Origin of the sequence: Pseudomonas sp. E6002 (assembly GCF_013385565.1) — a bacterium.
GTDB lineage: Bacteria > Pseudomonadota > Gammaproteobacteria > Pseudomonadales > Pseudomonadaceae > Aquipseudomonas.
This window is the reverse complement of sequence record NZ_JACAPT010000015.1, coordinates 45,932-60,306: the sequence shown is the minus strand read 5'-3', so window position 1 is coordinate 60,306 and position 14,375 is coordinate 45,932. Positions and strand designations below refer to the sequence as shown.

Annotated in this window: 11 protein-coding genes and 1 pseudogene (1 of these 12 cut by a window edge); 10 read left to right on the top strand and 2 right to left on the bottom strand. The window is 62.2% G+C overall.

Annotation, left to right across the window (positions count from 1 at the left end; translation table 11 throughout):
- Nucleotides 1-39: 39 nt before the first annotated feature.
- From HX815_RS13800 to HX815_RS13770, 7 genes are all read left to right on the top strand, one after another.
- Nucleotides 40-771, top strand: coding sequence for a class II aldolase and adducin N-terminal domain-containing protein (locus tag HX815_RS13800; RefSeq protein WP_008434687.1), 732 nt, complete (start codon nucleotides 40-42; stop codon nucleotides 769-771).
- A gap of 27 nt (nucleotides 772-798) precedes the next feature.
- A complete protein-coding gene (locus tag HX815_RS13795) occupies nucleotides 799-1,476 on the top strand; it encodes a DUF1028 domain-containing protein (protein ID WP_008434686.1) in 678 nt (225 codons plus the stop codon).
- Nucleotides 1,473-2,630: an acetylornithine deacetylase gene (gene argE / locus HX815_RS13790; protein WP_003215645.1), complete on the top strand. Its 1,158-nt coding sequence runs from the start codon at nucleotides 1,473-1,475 to the stop codon at nucleotides 2,628-2,630. Before HX815_RS13795 ends, argE begins: the two co-directional genes overlap by 4 nt.
- Nucleotides 2,631-3,032: 402 nt before the next feature.
- Nucleotides 3,033-5,090: a methyl-accepting chemotaxis protein gene (locus tag HX815_RS13785; protein ID WP_177028417.1), complete on the top strand. Its 2,058-nt coding sequence runs from the start codon at nucleotides 3,033-3,035 to the stop codon at nucleotides 5,088-5,090.
- Nucleotides 5,091-5,160: 70 nt separating this feature from the next.
- The gene (gene gcvA, locus HX815_RS13780; RefSeq protein WP_087693730.1) at nucleotides 5,161-6,066 is read left to right on the top strand and encodes a transcriptional regulator GcvA; all 906 of its coding nucleotides are present in this window, start codon (nucleotides 5,161-5,163) and stop codon (nucleotides 6,064-6,066) included.
- 75 nt (nucleotides 6,067-6,141) lie between these two features.
- Nucleotides 6,142-6,969 (top strand): DMT family transporter, encoded by an 828-nt coding sequence (locus tag HX815_RS13775; RefSeq protein WP_008434678.1) that lies wholly within the window; start codon nucleotides 6,142-6,144, stop codon nucleotides 6,967-6,969.
- A 43-nt stretch (nucleotides 6,970-7,012) separates the two neighbouring features.
- Nucleotides 7,013-7,774, top strand: coding sequence for an SDR family oxidoreductase (locus HX815_RS13770; RefSeq protein ID WP_003215653.1), 762 nt, complete (start codon nucleotides 7,013-7,015; stop codon nucleotides 7,772-7,774).
- 61 nt (nucleotides 7,775-7,835) lie between these two features.
- On the opposite strand, the gene tkt is transcribed toward HX815_RS13770, so the two are convergent.
- Nucleotides 7,836-9,896, bottom strand: a complete 2,061-nt coding sequence (tkt, locus tag HX815_RS13765) for a transketolase (RefSeq protein WP_177028416.1) — start codon at nucleotides 9,894-9,896, stop codon at nucleotides 7,836-7,838.
- Nucleotides 9,897-10,085: 189 nt separating this feature from the next.
- Here tkt and HX815_RS13760 point away from each other — a divergent pair, with 189 nt between their 5' ends.
- Complete coding sequence (locus tag HX815_RS13760) at nucleotides 10,086-10,325, top strand: DUF465 domain-containing protein (protein ID WP_003215657.1); 240 nt, start codon at nucleotides 10,086-10,088, stop codon at nucleotides 10,323-10,325.
- 125 nt (nucleotides 10,326-10,450) lie between these two features.
- Here the strand turns inward: HX815_RS13760 and HX815_RS13755 are convergent, their stop codons facing one another.
- The gene (locus HX815_RS13755; RefSeq protein WP_177028415.1) at nucleotides 10,451-11,809 is read right to left on the bottom strand and encodes a VOC family protein; all 1,359 of its coding nucleotides are present in this window, start codon (nucleotides 11,807-11,809) and stop codon (nucleotides 10,451-10,453) included.
- Nucleotides 11,810-11,847: 38 nt separating this feature from the next.
- On the opposite strand from HX815_RS13755, the gene HX815_RS13750 reads away from it, so the two are divergent.
- Together HX815_RS13750 and HX815_RS13745 are read left to right on the top strand one after the other, a co-directional pair.
- A complete protein-coding gene (locus HX815_RS13750; protein WP_177022110.1) occupies nucleotides 11,848-12,045 on the top strand; it encodes a hypothetical protein in 198 nt (65 codons plus the stop codon).
- Nucleotides 12,005-14,375: pseudogene (locus HX815_RS13745) on the top strand (glucosidase) (it continues 250 nt past the right edge of the window). The gene HX815_RS13750 and the pseudogene HX815_RS13745 overlap by 41 nt, the downstream one beginning before the upstream one ends.

The window sequence follows — 14,375 nt, the reverse complement described above, 5'->3', positions numbered from 1 at the left end:
CTACAGATTATGGGGTACTTGTCCTGCGGAGAAAGCTACATGGCGTTATCACTTGAAGAGCAAACCCGCATCGACCTGGCGGCAACTTTCCGCATCGTTGCGCACCTTGGCATGCATGAGGCAGTGGCCAACCATTTCAGCGCGGCGGTGTCGGCCGACGGCAAACAGTTCCTGCTCAACCCGAAGTGGAAGCACTTCTCGCGTATCCGCGCCAGTGACATGCTGCTGTTGAATGCCGACGACGCCGGCGGTGCCGATCATCCGGAGGTAGACGCTACCGCCTGGTCGATCCACGGGCAGATTCACCGGCTGTTGCCGCAAACCCGCGCCGTGCTGCACCTGCACCCGGTGTACACCACGGCGGTAGCCTGCCTGGCCAAGCCGCATATCCCTGCGATCGACCAGAACACCGCGCGCTATTTCAATCGCGTGGCGGTGGACGAGCTGTACGGTGGCATGGCCGACACCGAGGCCGAGGGCGAGCGCCTCGCCGGTTTGCTGGATGGCAAGAGCCGCTTGTTGATGGGCAACCATGGGGTGATGGTCACAGCCACCTCCATCGGCGAGGCATTCGATGATATCTGGACCCTGGAGCGCGCCTGCCAGATCCTCGTCACGGCGTGGTCCACCGGCCAGCCGCTGCGGATACTGTCTGACGAAGTGGCTGAAAAGACCGCGCGGGGATGGGAAGGCATCACGGATTTCTCGCAACGGCATTTTGAAGAAATGAAGCAGTTGATGATCGACGCCGACCCTTCGTTGCTCGACTGATTTCACCCCTCACAGGCAGGAACCCCCATGACCTTTTCGGTTGTCGCCCGCTGTGCCGAAACCGGCCAGTTGGGTATCGCTATCAGCTCGTCGAGCATTGCCGTGGGCGCCCGTTGCCCGTGGCTGCGCCCCGGCGTGGGCGCGGTGGCGTCGCAGAACATCACGTTGCCGGCCCTCGGCCCGCAAACCCTGGACCTTTTGGCCCAGGGCATGGCCCCGAGCGAGGCGCTGGCCACCGCGCTCACCCCGCAGAGCCGTAGCGAATATCGCCAGGTGACAGTGATCGATAGCACTGGCCGAACCGCACACTTCAGCGGCGCGCAGACCCTGGGCATCCACCACGCGGTCAGCGGCGAGCAATGCGTGGCGGCAGGGAACATGCTGGCGAATACCGGTGTGATCGAAGCCATGGTGCGCGCCTTCGAAGATACGCCCGGGCATCTCGCCGACCGGTTGCTCGCCTCCATGCAGGCGGGGGCGGCGGGAGGCGGCGAGGCGGGGCCAGTACATTCTGCCGCGCTGGTGGTGGTCGGTGACCACCTGTGGCCCATCGTCAACCTGCGGGTGGACTGGGCCGACGTGGATCCGATCGGCACCCTGGACCAACTCTGGCAGGCCTATCGCGGGCAAATGCAGGACTATATCGACCGCGCCATCAACCCGCAAAGCGCCCCTGGCTACGCGGTGCCGGGAGATGACCGATGAGCCGCAGCCGTGACCTGCTGGCGCACCTGGTCAGCTTTGACACCACCAGCCGCGAATCCAACCTCGCCCTGATCGACTTCGTGCGCAACTACTTGCAGCACCATGGCGTGAGCTGTGAATTGTTGTTCAACGAGCAAAAGAGCAAAGCCAATCTGTTGGCCACCATAGGTCCGGCGGAGGTGCCCGGTATCGTGCTTTCGGGCCATACCGACGTCGTACCTGTAGACGGTCAGTGCTGGAGCGTTGCGCCGTTTGAACTGACCGAGAAGGATGGCAAGCTGTACGGGCGTGGCACCGCCGACATGAAGGGCTACCTCGCCTGCGTGCTGGCCAGCGTACCGGCGCTGGTGCAGGCACCGCTGCGCATGCCGGTGCATATCGCGCTGTCTTACGATGAAGAGGTGGGCTGCCTGGGCGTGGGATCGCTGATCGAAGCGTTCCATGCAAAAACCGTCAAGCCGTTACTGTGCGTGATCGGCGAACCGACCGAACTCAAGCCGGTGCTGGGCCACAAGGGCAAGCTGGCGATGCGTTGCGAGGTACATGGCGCGGCGTGCCATTCGGCGTATGCGCCGTCGGGTGTGAACGCCATCGAATATGCCGCGCTGTTGATCATCGAACTGGGCCGGCTCGGTGAAGAACTCAAGGCGCCGCAACATCACGACGGGAGTTTTGATCCGCCGTTCTCCACCGTGCAAACCGGCATGATTGCCGGTGGCAACGCCCTGAATATCGTCCCGCAAAACTGCAGCTTCGACTTCGAAGTGCGCTCACTGCCCGCACAGAATCTCTGGCACGTCGCGGACCAACTGCGGGGTTACGCCGAGCACACCTTATTGCCCGCGATGCAGGCGGTGAGCGGGCAGTGTGCAATCCACTTCAGTGAGCTGTCGAGTTACCCAGGGTTGTCGACATCAGCGCAGAGCCAGGCGGCTGAATGGGTTGCCGACTTCTGTGGCTCTCAGGCATACGGCACAGTGGCGTTCGGCAGCGAAGGCGGGCTGTTTGATCAGGCGGGCATTCCCACCGTGGTATGTGGACCGGGCAGCATGGACCAGGGGCACAAGCCTGACGAGTTCATCAGCGTTGCGCAGCTTGAGGCCTGTGACCGGATGCTGGAGAAAGTGTTGGTGTTTGCCAGTCGGCAATCCTGATTCAGCAAGCACCCATCCTGTGGCGAAGGAACTTGTTCCCGTTGGGCTTCGAAGCAGCCCTAAACCCTGCAATCGATATCGACCTGACGGACTACCAGTGCCTGTTTTGGGGCCGCTTCGCAGCCCAGCGGGAGCAAGCTCCCTCGCCACAGGTTGTCGGCCGCCCTCACGCTTGCGGTATTGGTCAGACGGTTACCGTTCTGCCACCTGCGCTGAGTGCTTTCGCCCCATTTTCGCGCACGGTACAGCGTGTTTTGCACGACGTCCCGCCTATCCAGCGGGCCCGACAACAGCGGTCCGTTTCTTGCTAGAGCCAGCTTAATCAATGACATGGCATTTTGCCGTCAATCATTTCAAAGCTTGATTCGCTGTAGAGGCGAGTGGTTCTAGGAGTAGTCGGACATGCAAAGTGTGTTGTCGCCAGGTATCCGCCTGCTCGGACGTTTTGGATTCGCGCGCAAGTTCCAGATCCTGTTTTTCCTGTTCATGCTGCCCCTGGCGGGCAGCCTGTGGATGATCGCGCAGGAGTACCGCACCAAGCTGACGGTGATTTCCAATGAGCAATCCGGGGTGCGCGAACTGCTGGCGCTGGATGCCCTGGACGCCCAACTGACCGCCCAGCGCAACCTGGCGGCGCGCTGGAAAGCCGCCGACATCCTCCACGACCAGACACCCGCGGCGAAGGCGGCCATGACTGCGGTCGATACCAATTTCCCGCTGATCCTGCAAAGCGTGCAGGCCCTGGGCGAGGCCCTCAAATCCCAGAACGCCCGCCCGGACACCCTTGCACGTTTTGAGGCATTGCAAGCCTCGGTCACAGGCATGGATTCCCAATCCCTGCGCACCGTGGGCTGGTGGCCGGATGGTTATGACCGCTTCACGTCTGCGCTGAGCGCGATGCAAACCCTGCGCGAACAGATCACCATGGACACCGGGTTGATCCTCGATCCGTGGCTTGAAACCTATTTGCTGATGCAGATTTCCACCCAGCAAACCCCCGACCTGATCGAGCGTATCGGGCGTATGGCGAGCGTCGGGCAGTCATCCATCGCATCGGGGCAGTTCACCCTGCAAAGCCGTTTGCAGATGCGGGATTTGCGCGGTCGCATCGGCGACGCAAGGGACCAGTTGGTCAAGGCCGCCGCATCCCTCAAGGCCAAGCAATACCCGGGGCTGCAAACCTGGATCGCGCAATACGACGACAGCTTGCAACTGCTGGACAACGAACTGAAGACCCTGGACGAAGGCGTGTTCGGGGGCACCATCAAGCTCGATACCACCGGCTTCGAACGCAGTGTGGATGGCATGCTCGGTACCCTCGGCGCGTTGCGTAAACAGTCGCTGACCTCGCTGGACGCGCGCCTGGGTTACTACCGCGACAGCTCGCTCAAGCAATTCATCCCGGTGGCGGTCACGTTCAGCGTGCTGGCGCTGGCAGCCCTGTACCTGTTCGTGTGCTTGCAGGCATCGATTCGCCGCAGTGCCAGCGGCATCACCACCCTGGCCGAATCCCTGCGCGACGGTAATCTGTGCGTTGAAGTGGCGGTGGAAGGGCGCGATGAATTGGCGGCCATCAGCACGGCGCTCAACGTGGCGGTGGTGCAGTTGCGCACCAGCCTGCTGGGGGTCAATCACGAGACGCAGCAGTTGGGCTCTGCGGTGCTGACACTCAATTCACAATCGGGCAGTACGCTGACCGAAGTGGAAGACCAGCAACAGCAGATCAGCCAGATTGCAGCGGCCGCCACACAGTTGGCCGCGACCTCCATGGGCGTCGCCAAGAGCTGCGAGCAGGCCTCCGGCAGCGCGCAGAAAACCCGGCAGATTGCCGAAGACAGCAGCCGCGACAGCCAGCGCACCACCGCGAGTATCCAGCAACTCAACCAGCGCTTGACCGACACCTCCGATGCATTGGAGCGCGTCAGCCAGCAGGGCCAGCAGATCCAGTCGGTGGTTGACACCATTCGGGGTATCGCCGAGCAGACCAACCTGCTGGCGCTGAACGCTGCCATCGAGGCTGCGCGGGCCGGTGAACAGGGGCGGGGTTTTGCGGTGGTGGCCGATGAGGTGCGCAGCCTCTCGCAACGGACCCAGGCCTCCACGGCGCAGATCGCCGGCACGGTCGACAGTTTGCGCGCGACGGTGAGCCAGGCGGTCACCCTGATGGGCGTGGCCTGTGAGCAGGCGGTGACCGATGCCGAGTCCGTCACGGGCCTAGGCCATCGCCTGGGGGAGATCGCCAGCGCGGTGCAGAGCGTCACTGACACCCTGGCGCAGATCGCCACGGCGGTTGAGGAGCAGGCAGCGACGGCGGATGAAGTGAGCGGCAATATCCAGCAGGTTGACCAGGCCGCCGGGCGCTTGCTCGACGGCGCGCGGGCGGTGAACCAGGCGGCGGATAGGTTGAGCAAGGGCAGCCGGGCGTTGAGCGACAACACGGCGCGGTTCCAGCTGGGTTGAGGGGCGGCCTACAGCGCAATGGATAGATGTTCTATCATGAGCATCTATTCATAAACGGTGAAGCAATGCCATGAGAGACCTGCCACCCACCTCGACATTGCGCGCCTTTGAGGTTGCCACACGCCACGCAACCTTCACCTCGGCTTCAGAAGAGTTGCATGTCACCCAGAGTGCCGTCAGCCATCAGCTCAAGCACCTTGAAGAACTCTGGGGATTGCAGTTGTTCCAGCGGGGCAAGTCACTCAGCCTGACGCCTGCCGGAGCAGCCCTTGCGCCGATCGTGCGCGAGTTTTTCATGAACCTTGAGGCGACACTCGCGGACCTGCGCGAGCAAAAGGGCAGGGTCCGGCTCAAGGTCAGTACCACCTATTCCTTCGCGCTGAAATGGCTGCTGCCCCGATTGCCGAGCCTGGCCCAACGGCACCCTGAAATATTGGTCACCCTCGACTCCAGCGACAAGATCATCAACTTTTCAAGCGCGGAGGCTGATGTTGCGATCCGCCTGGGCAACGGGAATTACCCGGCGCTGTACTCGGAGTTCCTGTTCCGCGAGCAGATTTTTCCGGTGGCCAGTCCCGATCTGTTGAAACGCTTTGGCCGGCCACACACACCCGCCGAATTGCTGCGCTATCCCTTGCTGATGCGCGACGGCGCCGACCTGGTGCCGAAGTGGGAAGTCTGGTTCCAGCACGTCGGGCTCGCGATTGCGCCGCTCAAGGAAAGTGTCAGGTTTGCGGACACCAACATGACGATCGAGGCGGCTTTGCTCGGCCAGGGCATTGCATTGGCGCGCAGTGGGCATGTGGAGTCAGAGCTGAGCGATGGCAGCCTGGTGAGGCTGTTCGATGTGCCGTTCCCGTCACCGGTCGCTTATTACTTTGTCTGCCCCAAAGGCATCGAGTCCCAGCCGCATATCGTCAGCTTTCGTGATTGGCTGATGCAGGAAGCCGTAAACGCCGGACTGGCTTACGAATAAAGCATGAGGATTTGCTCATTCTTCAATGAGCAGACTTCGCTTCAGTTAAGGCGCCGGTTTGCTTAGGATGGGCCCATGCCTTATCCCATTATTCTCCTGGTCCTCTTCGCTGCCTTACTGCACGCCAGTTGGAATGCGCTGCTGCGTGGCGGCGCCGACCGACTCTGGTCAATGACGGTGATGTGCCTGGCGGTCGCTATCGCCAGTGGCGGCGTTGCGGTGTTCCTGGACCCTCCGGCGCCAGCCAGCTGGTTTTATGTGGTGCTGTCAGCGGTGCTGCACGTGGGCTACAACCTGTTCCTGGTGCGCAGCTACAAAGTCGGAGACCTGGGGCAGACCTACCCGATTTCACGGGGCTCCTCGCCGGTGCTGATCACTTTGGGTGCCGCCGTGTTTGCCGGGGAGAGTGTCTCGGCCAGCTCGCTTCTGGGCATTGCCCTGGTGTCGGGCGGCATCATTTCCCTGGCGTTCAGGGGGCGCCGGCTCGCCGTTCCCAGCCTGCCATACGCCCTGGGCACCGGCTGTTTCATTGCCGCCTACAGCGTGACAGACGGCATCGGCGCGCGCCTGTCGGGTGCGCCGATGGCCTACACGGTGTGGATGTGCGCCTTGTGGGGCGTGTTGATGCCGGCGGTGTATATCGGCCTGCGGGGCCCGAAAAGTCTGTTCAGCCTGCGGCCCGGGTTTTTCACGGCCTTCGCCGGTGGGCTGGTGTCGCTCCTGGCCTACGGAATCATTATCTATGCCATGGCCGGTGCGCCCATGGGCGCGGTCTCGGCCTTGCGCGAGACCAGCGTGCTGTTTGCGGCACTGATCGGCTATTTCTTCCTGGGCGAGACACTGACGGTCCGCAAGGTGCTGGCGTGCGTGGTGATTGCCACGGGCACCATCCTGATCGGCTGACAGCAGGCAAAGCATTTTCCACCACCACATGAAGGTTCGCGCAATGGATACCGTCCCGCAGGCACCGCTGATTCTGATAACAGGTGGAAGTCGTGGCGTTGGCGCCGCCACCGCGCGGCTGGCCGCCGCACAAGGTTATGACGTGGCGATCAGCTTCGTTTCCGATGAGTCTGCCGCCCTCGCGGTGGTGGCGGATGTAGAAGCGGCAGGGCGCCGGGCGTTGGCTGTACGCGCGGACAGCGCAGACCCGGAGCAGGTCGTCCAGTTATTTGCGGCGATAGATCGGACGTTCGGGCGCATCGATGTGCTGGTTAACAACGCCGGGATCAACGCATTGCAGTCCCGGGTCGAAGACTTGCCGTTCGAGCGGATGCAGCGGATTTTCGCGGTCAACGCGATCGGGCCGATGCTGTGTGCCCAGCAAGCGGTGAAGCGCATGTCGTTTCGTCACCAGGGGCGGGGTGGTGCCGTGATCAATATCTCGTCGGCATCCGCCCGGCTGGGCAGCCCCAACGAATATGTCGACTACGCCGCATCAAAGGGGGCTCTCGAGACCTTCACCATCGGGTTTGCCAAGGAAGTGGCCAGGGAGGGAATACGCGTCAACTGCATCCGCCCGGGGCATATCTACACCGACATTCACGCCAGTGGCGGGGAGCCAGGGCGGGTTGATCGCGTGAAGGATTCGATCCCCATGGGCCGCGGCGGTCAGCCTGAAGAAGTGGCTCGGGCGATCCTGTGGCTGGCAGGCGCCGAGGCGTCCTTCATCACCGGTACGTTCCTGGATGTCACCGGCGGGAAATGAGCAGCAGGGCGTGGCGCCGAGGTTTCCCTCGGTAGGCCACGCCCGGCATGCATGCACTGGCTCAGCTGTTGAGCCTGACTTGCTCCTTCGCCAGCTTCACCACATTGTCCAGGGTAAAGCCGAACTTGGCCTGCAACTTGGACAGCGGTGCCGAGGCGCCAAAGCTGTTCATCACCACCTTGGCCCCGGTTTGCCCCACGTAGCGATCCCAACCCAACGGGCCGGCCTGTTCCACCACCAGGCGTGCCTTCACTGCGGGTGGTAGCACGCTGTCGCGATAGGCCTGGTCCTGTTCTTCGAACAGTTCCCAGCTGGGCATCGACACCACTTGCGCCGCCACGCCTTCAGTCTTCAGTTGCTCATAGGCTTCCACCGCCAGGCTGACTTCACTGCCGGTGGCCATCAGGATCACCTGGGGCTTATCGGCGCCGGCCAGCACATAAGCACCACGGGATGTACCCGTCGCCGCTGCGTATTTCGTGCGGTCCAGGGTCGGCAGGTTCTGCCGCGACAGCACCACGCAGGTTGGCCGATGGGTCTGGGCCAGGGCGATCTTCCAGGCTTCCAGGGTTTCATTCGCGTCGCCCGGGCGCAGGGTCAGCAACCCCGGCGTCGCCCGCAACTGGGTCAGGTGTTCGATGGGCTGGTGAGTGGGGCCGTCTTCGCCGACACCAATCGAGTCATGGGTAAACACGAACACCACCGGCAGTTCCATGATCGCCGCGAGACGAATCGGCGGTTTCATGTAGTCGCTGAACACCAGGAAGGTCGAGGTGTAGGGCCGCAGGTATGACAGCGCCATGCCGTTGGCAATCGCGCCCATGGCATGTTCACGAATGCCGAAGTGCAGGTTGCGCCCGCCGTAGTTCTCGGCGCTGAAGCGCCCGGCGTCGTCGAACGTCAGGTTGGTCTTGGTGGACGGCGACAAGTCGGCCGAGCCCCCCAGTAGCCATGGGATCTGCTTGGCAAACGCATTCAACACCTCGCCACCGGCGGCACGGCTGGCGACGCCTTTGGCATCAGTGGCAAAGCTCGGCAGTTGCTCCTGCCAATGCTCGGGCATCTCGCCGGCACGCATGCGGCGCAGTTCATCGGCCAGTTCCGGTTCGTACTGTTCGAGGTGGGACAGGGTCTCAGTCCATTGCTCATACAGCGGCTTGCTGCGCTTGAGCAGTGCATCCCGCAGGACCGTGCGTGCTTCATCCGGCACCAGGAAGCTTGAGTCTTCGGGCCAGCCGTACGCGGCTTTGGTCAGGCGGATTTCTTCTTCGCCCAAAGGCTCGCCATGGGCCGACGCGGTGTTGTGCTTGTGGGGCGAGCCATAGCCGATCACGCTGTCGACCACGATCAGCGTCGGTGCCCCAGTGTTTTTCTGGAACGTGCTCAGCGCGTCGCTCAGGGCCAGCAGGTTGTTCGCATCGGTGACGTGCAAGGTGTGCCAGCCATAAGCCTGGAAACGCTTGATCACGTCTTCGCTGAAGGCCAGTTCAGTGTGGCCTTCGATGCTGATGGTGTTGTTGTCGTAGATCCAGCACAGGTTCTCCAGCTTCAAGTGCCCGGCGATGGACGCGGCTTCGCTGCTGATGCCTTCCATCATGTCGCCGTCGCCGCACAGGGTGTAGACGTTGTAGTCGAACAGCACCTGGTCGTCACGGTTGAAACGCTTGGCCAGCCAACGCTCGGCCATGGCCATGCCGACGCTGTTGGCGCACCCCTGGCCGAGGGGGCCGGTGGTGGTTTCTACGCCGGTGGTCATGCGGTATTCGGGGTGGCCGGGAGTTTTGGAGCTCATCTGCCGGAACTGCTTGATGTCGTCCAGGCTGATGGCCGGCTGGCCGGAGCGCTTGCCGTGGGCGTCAATCTCCACCACGCCCGCCAGGTGCAGCAGCGAATACAACAGCATCGAGGCATGGCCCACCGACAACACGAAACGGTCACGGTTGGGCCAGTCGGGGTGCTCGGGGTGATAGCGCAGAAAGCGGCTCCACAAGGTGTAACCGACGGGCGCCAGGCCCATGGGAGTGCCGGGGTGGCCGGAGTTGGCCTTTTGCACAGCGTCCATGGCGAGGGTACGAATGGTGTTGATGCACTGGGTGTCGACAGCGTTGGCAGCGTGATTCATGGAACCTGTTCTCCATCGGGTGACGATCTACAGTGGAGGGCAGCGTGCGCCAAAGGTTTTATGAAATCGTCTGCCCCGCGACGAACGGGGACGCAAACGCGACAGGTTGATCTCAAACATGACAAGAGCCCGCCGGATGGGCTAGCTTCAAGGGGCATTCAGTCAATGATCAACTTGCGGAGGTACTCCATGCCAGTGAAACACGACCTGTATCAGGACCTGGGTTTGAGCAAGGAAGCTATTCATGAACGCAGGGCGAGCGATAACCGATTGGATTCGCTGCTCCACCAATACGACAGCGCCGACAAGGAGGTGCTGGAGCTTGAGTCCTCAAGCGGCGGTGACGAGGAGCTGGAGAAGCTGAAGAAGAAACGCCTGTTGATCAAAGACAAGATCGTCGAGCAACTGGAGAAAGCGACGGCCAAGTAGAAGATTTGTTCAGAATTGCCCGAAAGACAGCAGCACCGCCGCTGCCTATCATGCCAACCGTTCGCCCGGCACTGGGGCTCTTAGACGGCGCATGGAATGCGCTGTGGCCGGGCGAACTCTCTCTTTCAAGCCAGCAGCGCGCGCTTGCATTCGTCAATCGAGCGCTGCTGGGTTTCACCGTACAACTTCAACTCGTCGATAGTCTGGCGACCCAAGGCCTTTTCAAACTCGGCCTGGTTGGAGTTGGCCGCGTAGTGACTCTGCGCCGCATCCCCCAGGTTCGACTGGAAAATCCCCGCCGCACTCACCGGCAGAAAATCTTCGTATACCAACGGCTCCACGTCCACGTGGCCGGCGGCGATCAGTTCGTCCAGGGTTTTAAACTTGTCCTGGGCGGCCAAGCCTTTCTCGGTTACGAAGTAGCGGAAGTACGCCAGCTCCTGCTCACGCATCTGCTGGTAATTATCGGGAAACGCCTGGAAGTGCTGCTCCATCAATTCGGTGTAGCGCCCGGCATTGGCCTCATTCGGAAACGCGCCCAATTCATCCCGTGCGGCATTCAGCAATTGGTCGTACAGCGCGCGGCCCTTGGGGGTCAGCGCCACGCCGCGTTGTTCGATTTCACCAAAGCGCGCGCTGTGGCTGCCCTTGGCATCGGTAAAGGCAATGGCTTCATCCAGGGCCTTGAAGCTGGTCTGGCGCAGCAGTATCGGGCACTGGCGGCGGGGCGGGCCTTCGATCACCGCCTTGGGGGTGATGCCTTTGCCGGGCATTGCCGCCTGCACCTGGTCAATGTCCAGGGTGCGCGGTGTCAGGTGGTTGATGTGCGGGCCCTTGAAGGCGACCACGTCGGCGATCAGCCGGTGCTGGTCGCTCAGTTGCTGGTATTGCGCGGCAGTGACGGTGGCGGTGTGGTGCCAGCGGAAGGTTTCCAGGGCTTGCTGGATAAACTCTTCGGCATGGGCGGCGTCGAGGCCGCCGTCGGCTTCGGCTTGTTGGATCAGCTCAAGGGCGCGTGGGGTGAAGATCGAACGCTTGGCCAGGGCTGACTGGGCGAAGGCCCGCAGTTCCGGGTTTTCGATCAGCTCCAGGCGCAGCAGCGAAGTGAACACCCGGAAGGGGCTGGTTTGCAGGGCGCTTTCATGCACGGCGCGAAAGGCGGTGGAGTGCACCGGTACCCCGGCCGGCGTGAGGTCGTAATAGCCCACCGGCTGCATGCCCATCACCGCAAACAGGCGGCTGATGATGGCCAGTTCTTCAGCGGTGCCCAGGCGGATGGCGCCGTGGCGCTCCCTGTCCAGGCGCTGGATTTCCCCGGTGCGCTTCAGTTGTTGCGCCAGCGCGGTGTCGGTTTCCAGCACCCGGGCATTGGTCTCGGCCACCAGTTCCATCAGTGCGCCATACAGCGGCACTTCATCGCGGTACATGTCGGACATGGCTTTGGAGAAGCCTTTGCGAATCTCGTCAGGGCTGACGGTGGGCATAGAAAAATTCCTGGCGGCTATAGAGAGGAAAAGCACGGATGCCTGATTTTGTTGGGCCTGCCGGCGCCTTGCAAACGAAGATTCCTCTGGACTTCATTCTGCAAATGAATGAGCTGGATGACGTCAGCTTCACGTGCATCTCACCGTCGAAGGGCTCTACACTGGCCGTCACCTCTGAACGCGACGGAAGACTCGATGACGGCACAGCCTGCGACGAACATTCTGGAAACGATTGAAGGCCAGCGCCTGGCCAAGCCTGACGGCGAGCGCTGGCGTGACTGGGGCCCCTACCTGAGCGAGCGGCAATGGGGCACGGTGCGCGAAGACTACAGCGCCGACGGCGATGCCTGGCGCTACTTCCCCCACGAACATGCCCGCAGCCGCGCCTACCGCTGGGGCGAGGATGGCCTGGCGGGCTTCAGCGACAAGGCCCAGCGCTGGTGCCTGGGCCTGGCGCTGTGGAACGAGCGCGACGCGATCATCAAGGAACGCCTGTTCGGCCTGAACAACGCCGAGGGCAACCACGGCGAAGACGTCAAGGAACTGTACTTTTTCGTCGATGGCGTGCCGAGCCATGCCTACATGCGCATGCTCTACAAATACCCTCACGCGGCCTTTCCCTACGATGACCTGATCACCGAGAACGCCCGCCGTGGCCTTGGAGATGCCGAATACGAGATCCTCGATACCGGGGTTTTCGAAGACAACCGCTATTGCGATGTCACCGTCGAATACGCCAAGCACCAGCCCGATGATGTGTTCATGCGCATTACCGTGCACAACCGTTCGGACCAATCCACACGCCTGCAGGTGTTGCCGCACCTGTGGGCGCGCAACGACTGGAGTTGGACCCACGATGCCCCCAGGCCCGAGTTGCGCCTGGAGGGCGAACAGGTGGTGGCGCGGCACCATGAGCTGTTCGATCGCCACCTGAGTGCCTGGGGCCAGGATGGGGTGGAATGGCTGTTCTGCGAGAACGAAACCAACTACCCCAGGCTGGACGGGCAACCGGCGCCGGGGCCGTTCAAGGACGGGATCAACGACTATGTGACTACGGGCCTGGAATCGGCGATTCGCCGGGATTCGGGCACGAAAGTGGCCGCGCGTTTCATCCTGGAACTGGCGGGCCAGGAAAGCAAAACCCTGTACCTGCGCTTCGCCCCGGCGGAGGCGCCGTGGATCAATGCGCGCAAGCTGTTCGAAGAACGCCGTCAGGAGACTGATGATTTCTACGCGGCGCTGCAGCAGGGCATCGCCGATGAAGACGCACGCAACGTGCAGCGCCAGGCTCTGGCGGGGTTGTTGTGGTCCAAGCAGCTGTATTACTTCGACGTGAATCAATGGCTCGACGGCGACCCGGCCCAGCCCGCGCCGCCGCCCGAGCGTTTGCATATCCGTAATACCCATTGGCGGCACTTGTCGAATTTCGACATTCTCTCGATGCCCGACACTTGGGAATATCCGTGGTATGCCTCCTGGGACCAGGGGTTCCAGGCGGTGGCCGTTGCCCTGATCGACCCCGGTTATGCCAAGCAGCAACTGTTGCTGTTGGTGAAAGACCGCTTCATGCACCCCAACGGTCAGTTGCCGGCCTACGAGTGGCGTTTCGACGACGCCAACCCGCCGGTGCATGCCTGGGCCAGTTGGCGGGTGTATCAGCAGGACAAGGCGCTGAATGGCGTGGGCGACATGGATTTCCTGGAGCGGATCTTCCACAAGCTGCTGCTGAATTTTTCCTGGTGGGTCAACCGCAAGGACGCCGAGGGCCGCAACCTGTTCCAGGGTGGGTTTCTCGGGCTGGACAACATTGCGCTGTTTGATCGCTCGGCTGATTTGCCGCCGGGTTATCAGTTGGACCAGGCGGACGGCACAGCGTGGGTTGCGGCGTACGCGCTGGACCTGATGCGTATCGGTCTGGAGTTGGCCAAGCGCAATGTCGTGTATGTGGATATCGCGGTGAAGTTCTTTGAGCACTTCCTGTACATCGCCGGGGCGATCAACCGCGTCGACAATGGCGATGAAGGCTTGTGGGATGAGCAGGACCAGTTTTTCTATGACGTGCTGCATCGGCCTGGCGGTGAAAGCGAACCGGTGCGCCTGCGCTCCATCGTCGGCCTGATGCCGCTGTTTGCGGTGCTGGTGCTGGAGCAGCGCGAGCACGAAGGGTTGGAGGGGTTGCGCGAGCGATTGCTGGGTTTTATGAAACACCGGCCGGACCTGGCCAAGCTGGTGTCGCGCTGGAACGAGCCGGGGCAGGGTAATCGCCTGCTGCTGGCGCTGTTGCGGGGGGAGCGGACCAAGGATTTGCTGCGGCGGATGCTGGATGAGTCGGAGTTTCTCTCCACCTTTGGGGTTCGTTCACTCTCGAAAGCGTTCGCCGAGGAACCGCTGGCGCTGAAGATGAATGGCAATACCCTGTGTGCCCGCTATGAGCCGGCGGAGTCCGATTCGCGGCTGTACGGCGGTAACTCCAACTGGCGCGGGCCGTTGTGGATGCCGGTCAACTACATGCTGATTGAGTCGCTGCGGGAGTTTCACCGCTACTACGCGGATAATTTCTCGGTGG

What these genes read in the sequence shown, in the direction of transcription:
- HX815_RS13800 (WP_008434687.1), top strand. Translation starts at nt 40, where the DNA reads ATGGCGTTATCACTTGAAGAGCAAACCCGCATCGACCTGGCGGCAACT.
- HX815_RS13795 (WP_008434686.1), top strand. Translation starts at nt 799, where the DNA reads ATGACCTTTTCGGTTGTCGCCCGCTGTGCCGAAACCGGCCAGTTGGGT.
- argE (WP_003215645.1), top strand. Translation starts at nt 1,473, where the DNA reads ATGAGCCGCAGCCGTGACCTGCTGGCGCACCTGGTCAGCTTTGACACC.
- HX815_RS13785 (WP_177028417.1), top strand. Translation starts at nt 3,033, where the DNA reads ATGCAAAGTGTGTTGTCGCCAGGTATCCGCCTGCTCGGACGTTTTGGA.
- gcvA (WP_087693730.1), top strand. Translation starts at nt 5,161, where the DNA reads ATGAGAGACCTGCCACCCACCTCGACATTGCGCGCCTTTGAGGTTGCC.
- HX815_RS13775 (WP_008434678.1), top strand. Translation starts at nt 6,142, where the DNA reads ATGCCTTATCCCATTATTCTCCTGGTCCTCTTCGCTGCCTTACTGCAC.
- HX815_RS13770 (WP_003215653.1), top strand. Translation starts at nt 7,013, where the DNA reads ATGGATACCGTCCCGCAGGCACCGCTGATTCTGATAACAGGTGGAAGT.
- tkt (WP_177028416.1), bottom strand. Translation starts at nt 9,896, where the DNA reads ATGAATCACGCTGCCAACGCTGTCGACACCCAGTGCATCAACACCATT.
- HX815_RS13760 (WP_003215657.1), top strand. Translation starts at nt 10,086, where the DNA reads ATGCCAGTGAAACACGACCTGTATCAGGACCTGGGTTTGAGCAAGGAA.
- HX815_RS13755 (WP_177028415.1), bottom strand. Translation starts at nt 11,809, where the DNA reads ATGCCCACCGTCAGCCCTGACGAGATTCGCAAAGGCTTCTCCAAAGCC.
- HX815_RS13750 (WP_177022110.1), top strand. Translation starts at nt 11,848, where the DNA reads ATGCCTGATTTTGTTGGGCCTGCCGGCGCCTTGCAAACGAAGATTCCT.